Source organism: Paracoccus sp. (in: a-proteobacteria) (assembly GCF_035556475.1).
In the GTDB taxonomy this organism is placed as follows: domain Bacteria; phylum Pseudomonadota; class Alphaproteobacteria; order Rhodobacterales; family Rhodobacteraceae; genus Paracoccus.
Genome location: NZ_DATMFA010000066.1, coordinates 1 through 6,173 on the forward strand (window position 1 = coordinate 1; position 6,173 = coordinate 6,173).

5 protein-coding genes and 1 pseudogene are annotated in these 6,173 nt (G+C 64.5%); 4 read left to right on the forward strand and 2 right to left on the reverse strand.

The features are described from left to right. The coding region (locus VNQ78_RS08130; protein ID WP_325688508.1) for an ATP-binding cassette domain-containing protein at positions 1–477 on the reverse strand (477 nt) is incomplete at its 3' end. Between the two features lie 472 nt (positions 478–949). On the opposite strand from VNQ78_RS08130, the gene VNQ78_RS08135 reads away from it, so the two are divergent. From VNQ78_RS08135 to eutC, 3 genes are all read left to right on the forward strand, one after another. Further along, positions 950–1,984, forward strand: coding sequence for an ABC transporter substrate-binding protein (locus VNQ78_RS08135; protein WP_325688510.1), 1,035 nt, complete (start codon positions 950–952; stop codon positions 1,982–1,984). Between the two features lie 203 nt (positions 1,985–2,187). Continuing rightward, a complete protein-coding gene (locus VNQ78_RS08140) occupies positions 2,188–3,567 on the forward strand; it encodes an ethanolamine ammonia-lyase subunit EutB (protein ID WP_325688512.1) in 1,380 nt (459 codons plus the stop codon). Next, a complete protein-coding gene (eutC, locus tag VNQ78_RS08145; protein ID WP_325688514.1) occupies positions 3,564–4,289 on the forward strand; it encodes an ethanolamine ammonia-lyase subunit EutC in 726 nt (241 codons plus the stop codon). The genes VNQ78_RS08140 and eutC overlap by 4 nt, the downstream gene beginning before the upstream one ends. Here the strand turns inward: eutC and VNQ78_RS08150 are convergent. Further along, positions 4,286–4,552, reverse strand: a complete 267-nt coding sequence (locus tag VNQ78_RS08150; protein WP_325688516.1) for a hypothetical protein — start codon at positions 4,550–4,552, stop codon at positions 4,286–4,288. The two genes, eutC and VNQ78_RS08150, sit on opposite strands and share 4 nt — an antisense overlap. A gap of 144 nt (positions 4,553–4,696) precedes the next feature. On the opposite strand from VNQ78_RS08150, the pseudogene VNQ78_RS08155 reads away from it, so the two are divergent. After that, a pseudogene (locus tag VNQ78_RS08155) lies at positions 4,697–6,173 on the forward strand (hypothetical protein); the annotation flags it as partial.

Genomic DNA, 6,173 nt, shown 5'->3' on the forward strand with positions numbered 1-6,173 from the left:
CTTCATCCCCCCGGAAAGCTGGTGGGGATAGGCGTCCTCGAAACCGGCAAGGCCGACACGCGCAATGCTGTCGATGGCGCGCCCGTGCGCCTCGTCCCGGGAAACGCGCCGCGTCGAAAGCAGCGGGAACATGACGTTGCCCAGCACGGTCTTCCACGGCGGAAGCTGGTCGAATTCCTGAAACACCACGATCCGGTCGACGCCCGGTCCGCGAACGGCGGTTCCGTCGAGCGTGATCTGGCCCTCGACCGGCTGGATGAAACCCGCGATGGATTTCAGCAGCGTCGACTTGCCGCAGCCCGACGGCCCCAGCAGCACGAAGCGATCCGCCTCATGGATATCGAGGTCGATCTGATGCGTCGCGCGCACCACTCGCTCCTGCGTTGCATATTCCAGCGTGAGCCCGCGCACCTTCAGCATCGGTGCCGGCAGCGAAGCCGTCCTTGTCGGAACGTCGAGTTGCGACATCAAGACCATCGGGAAATCCTGTCTGCTGCGGGAGCGGGAGGAATATTTCTCATTCATGCCCCAATTAATCACTACTGGAATAGTCGTCAAAAACCCTTTGCGCCGCAAGCGGCGGAATCAGGGGTAGGGGAATTGAGATGATTTTCACCGATCTCTGCAAACTAAAGGGAAACGGATTCCCCAACGAGGGCGTCTGCCAGTGAAATTAATTCCGCCACCATGCCTTATTCATTGAACACCGCGGGCGAGGGTGGGTTTTGGAGTATTCAGAAGGATTTCGATATTCAGGAAAAAGATTCTCCATAGGTGAGTTTTGGTGAAAGAAATATTCCCCTCATCTGGTTCAGAACAACCGTTGCGTAATATTGACCGGATGGGTCGTGATAAGCATCCTGCGGCGGAAGATTGTTCCATTCTCCCGCCAGCTTGTGCGGGGGTGTGCGGCCTCGATCCGGGGACGCCAGTTTCAGAGGATGTTTCCATGCCGAGAACCAGCCATCCGCGCACGCTCACGCAGCGGCCAATCCTGACCATGACGGCGGCCGCGGCACTTGCCGCGCTCGTGCCCCTCCAGGCGGCGGCCGAGGGTAAGATCCGGCTCGCCCAGCAATTCGGCCTTTCCTATCTGATCCTCGACGTGGTGCGCGACCAGAAGCTGATCGAGAAGCACGGCAAGGAGGCCGGGCTAGACATCGACGTCGAATGGGCCAGCATTTCCGGCGCCACCGCCATGAACGAGGCGCTTCTGGCCAATAATCTCGACGTGGTTTCGGCGGGCGTTCCGCCGGCGCTGACCATGTGGGACCGGACCAAGGGGGCGCAGGACGTGAAGCTGGTCGCGGCGCTCGGCTCGCTTCCGAACTACCTGATCACCACCAATCCCGAGGTCCAGAAGCTCGAGGATTTCGGCCCGAATGACCGGATCGCCGTCCCGGCTGCTGGCGTCAGCTTCCAGTCACGGACCTTGCAGATCGAGACCGCGAAGCTTTTCGGGCCCGAGAATTTCAAGAAATTCGACGACATTTCGATCAGCCTTCCCCATCCCGACGCAACTGCTGCGCTGATTTCAGGCGGAACCGAGGTCAATTCGCATTTTTCCTCGGCTCCGTTCTATTATCAGGCGATCTCGGCAAATCCGGCGGTGCACAAGGTCATCAGCTCATACGATATTCTGGGCGGGCCGGCGACATTCAACGTGCTTTATGCGACCACCGCATTCCACGACGAAAATCCCAAGACCTATGCCGCTTTCTATGCCGCTCTGGCCGAGGCTGCGGATTGGATAAATGCCAATAAAAGCGAGGCGGCCGAGGTCTTCATTCGCCAGCAAGGCTCGAAGCTTTCGCCCGAACTGGTCGCGGAAATCATCAACGACCCCGAGAATGATTTCACCATCGTCCCGCAGAATACCTTCGTCTATGCCTCGGAACTGCACAAGATCGGCGTGCTGAAGAACGAAGCGCAATCCTGGACCGACTATTTCTTCCCCGAGGCCGGTGCCGAAGCGGGAAGCTGAACCGCAGGCGCGCACAATCCCGCTCGCTTCGCGGAATATCATTGCTCCCTGCTCCGCGAGGACTGCTATGCTTCGGCAAGGTGATCCCCTGCGCAGGAGATTGAGGTGATCGAGAAAACTGGCGGCCCGGCCTCGCGAGGGGCCATGCTCCCCAACATGTCGCAAGGCCGCCCGCCCGGCGCATGTCCCGGTCGGGCGCGGAGATGAGCTATCGCGCCACTGCGCGGGGCGAGAGCTTCCGCTTCGACAATCTCGCCTCGGTCATGGCCGCTGCATCGCCCGAGCGTTCGGGCGACCAACTGGCCGGGATCGCCGCCGGGAGCGCACTTGAGCGCGTCGCCGCGCGGCGCGTGCTGATGGACCTGCCGCTGCGCATCTTCCTGACCGAGGCGCTGGTCCCCTATGAGGCGGATGACGTAACCCGGCTTGTCATCGACAGCCACGACATCGCGGCCTTTGCGCCGGTTGCGTCGATGACCGTGGGCGAGTTTCGCGACTGGCTGCTTTCGCCCGCCGCCGATGCGGTCGCGCTGGCCGCGCTTGCGCCGGGGCTGACGCCCGAAATGGTTGCGGCGGTCAGCAAGCTGATGCGCAATCAGGATCTGATCCGCGTCGCCCGCAAGACCGAGGTGGTTACGGCATTTCGCAGCACGATCGGCAGGCGGGGCACGCTTGCGACGCGGCTTCAGCCCAATCATCCGGCGGATGATCCGCGTGGCATCGCCGTTTCGGTTCTGGACGGTTTGCTTCAGGGCGCGGGGGACGCGGTGATCGGGGTCAATCCGGCCTCGGACAATATCGCGAATTGCCACGCCCTGTTGGTCGCGCTGGACGAGATGCGGCAGGCTTTCGCGATCCCGACGCAAAGCTGCGTTCTGACCCATGTGACGAACTCGCTCGCGCTGTTGGAGCGGGGGGCACCCGTGGACCTGATCTTCCAGTCGGTTGCGGGCTCGCAGGCTGCGAATGAGGGGTTCGGGGTGACGCTTTCGATCCTTGCCGAGGCTCATGCCGCCGGGCTTGCTGCCGCGCGTGGCACGGTCGGGCAGAACTGCATGTATTTCGAGACCGGGCAGGGCTCGGCCCTGTCATCCGATGCCCATCATGGGGTCGATCAGCAGACGATGGAGGTCCGGGCCTATGCCGTCGCGCGGGCCTTCCAACCCCTGCTGGTCAATACGGTCGTCGGATTCATCGGGCCGGAATATCTCTATGACGGCAAGCAGATCATCCGCGCAGGTCTCGAGGATCATTTCTGCGGCAAGCTGATGGGCCTGCCGATGGGGGTCGATGTCTGCTATACGAACCATGTCGAGGCCGATCAGGACGATATGGACAACCTCTCGACCCTGCTGGCGCAGGCGGGGGTCAGCTTTGTGATCACTGTCCCCGGCGCGGATGACGTGATGCTGGGCTATCAGAGCCTCGCCTTCGAGGACATCGCCTATCTGCGCGAAATCACCGGATTGACGCCCGCGCCCGAATTTGCGCGCTGGCTCGGGGAGTTCGGGCTGGCGGGGCAGGGCACGCGCGCGCTGCCCCACCCCGCCGCATTGGCCCGCCGCCTTGGGCTTTCGGTATGAGCGCGCCCGATTTCTTCGCCAATCTGCGCCGCCTCACGCCTGCGCGGGTGCGTCTCGACGCGGCGTCGCGGCCGCTGCCGCTCGCCTCGCTGCTGGCGTTTCAGGAGGATCACGCCGCCGCCCGCGACGCGATCCATGCCGCGCTGGACATGGACGCCCTCTCGGCCGCGCTGGCCCCGCATCCTTGCCTGCGTGTCGAAAGCCGGGCGGGCGATCGGGAAAGCTATCTGCGCCGTCCCGATCTTGGCCGGCAGCTTGCCCAAGGGACGGAATTGCCGCGCCTCGACGGCCCGCTGGCGTTGGTGGTCTGCGACGGCCTGTCGGCCCCGGCGGTCGCGGCCCATGCGCCGGGGGTGGTGGCGGCGCTATCCGCGCGGCTCCCGGAACTGGCGGGACAGCCGGTGGTGCTGGTCAAGGGGGGACGGGTCGCCATCGGTGATCCGATCGGCGCCCTTCTCGGGGCCGAAATGGTGCTGGTCCTGATCGGAGAGCGGCCGGGCCTTTCGGTCGCCGACAGCCTCGGGGCCTATCTGACGCTCGGTCCCCGGCCGGGTTTGCGCGACAGCGCGCGCAACTGCGTCTCGAATATCCATCAAAGCGGGGGGCTGACCCATGACGCCGCTGCGGATCGTCTTGCCTGGCTGGTAGAGGAGGCGCGCCGCATCGGGGCAACAGGGGTCGCATTGAAAGACGAGAGCGCGGCCTCGGATCGGCTGGCCTAGCCAGACCCGTCGCTGACGCGCAGATATTCCCGCAACTCATCCTCCAGCTCGCGCAGCACGTTGCGGTATTCGTCGATCTCGGGGCGCCGGTCCGCATCCGGCCGCGCCTCGAAGCGACGCAGCGAGGCGAGGGCAAGGTCCAGATCCTCGCAGATCGCGCGAAACCGCTCATCCTGAAGATAGGCCAGCCGGATGGCCTCTCCCTGCGCGGGAAATCGCAGAATGGCGTGATCTATCGGACGCATGGCGCCTGGCGTTTCCATTGGCGGCTCTCCGATTCGGCCGGATTGAGCGCATCAAGTCGAAGAAAGTTTCATGCCAAAGCCCGCAATAGCGAGTACGTTACTGAGACATGCCTTCGTTACTCACTTTCCTCGCATCCCGATTGCCGCTGCGGAGTGAACCTGATGGTCGATGGAACTGCGACATCTGCCCCGGAGGAGGTCCGCAAGGAACTCGAACGGATGCTCGCCTCTCCCGAATTCGCGGCCTCTGACCGAAACCGGCGCTTCCTTCGCCATGTGGTCGAGGAGAAGCTGTCCGGCAGGGGCGACAGGATCAAGGCCTACAGCATCGCGACCAGCGTGTTCGGCAGGTCCGACGACTTCGATCCGCTGCAGGATTCCATCGTGCGGATCGAGGCCGCGCGTCTGAGACGGGCGATCGAGCGGTTCTATCTGCTGCAGGCGGAATGGCCCGGTCTGCGGATCCTGATCCCCAAGGGAACCTATGTGCCCGAGTTTCTGACCTCGCACCGGCAGGGGGACATGGCGACCCCGGATGCCGGATGCGGGGAGGCGGCCCCCGATCACGGCCCCCGCATCCTTGTGGAACCCTGTGCGCAGGAAGGGGACCGCGCCTCGGTCGCGCGGGTGCTGACCCGGCAGGTGATCGCGGCCCTGACCCGCTTCACCGAACTTTCCGTCCACGGCCATGTCGCCGGCGCACCCGAGGCCGGGCATCGAGGCGGCGAGGAGGCGGCGACCGACTACCGGATCTCGGCCACGCTGATCCTGTCCTGCGACATGCTTCGCGCCGAGTTTCTGATGCAAAGGGTCAGTGACGGGCGCTTCATCTGGGCGCAGGAGTTTCAGCGCGCCCTCGACCAAGATCGCGACGCATCGCAGCTCTTCGATCTCGCTGCCGGGATCGCGGGCGAGGTCGCGCGGACGGTGGCATCGCGCGATGGCATCCTCGACAGCCAGGCGCGGGAATGCGGCGCGTCCGGCTGTTTTGTGGCCTATCGGAAGCTGCTGGATTTTCACGACTACTGGCGCAGGCTGGACCCGGCGCGATTCGAGCCTCTGCGCCGCGATCTCGAGGCGACAGTCGCCGAGGATCCAAGGGCCGCATCGGCGCTGGCCTCCCTCTCGCTGCTTTACAGCAGCGCGGCCCGCTTCGGCTACCGGGTGGAGGCCGCGCCTCTGGAACACGCGCTGGATCTTGCCCGGCAGGCGGTCCGCCTTGCCCCGACGTCCAGCCGGTGCCATCACGCAAGGGCCGTCGCGGAATGGTTCCTTGGCCGGCCCCAGGCGGCAATGGCGACCTTGCAACTTGCCCGCACGCTGAACCCGAACGACCATGAGGTGCAGGCCGAACTGGGCCTGCGCCATGCCCTGCGGATGGAATGGGACAGCGCCGTTCCGCTGCTGGAAGGGGTCTATCGCCGCAATCCAGAATATGCAGGTCAATGCCGTATCGGATTGTTTCTATACCATTTTTCCGAAGGGCGGCACGACCGGGCCTTGCAAGAGGCGCAGGCGATCGCCGCCCCCGGTCTGGCCCATATGCATCTGGCCGTGGCGACCGCGCTGGCCGGGCTGGGCCGGATGACGGAGGCTCGCCTCAGCCTCGATCAGGCCGAACGGCTGGTGCCCGGCATCA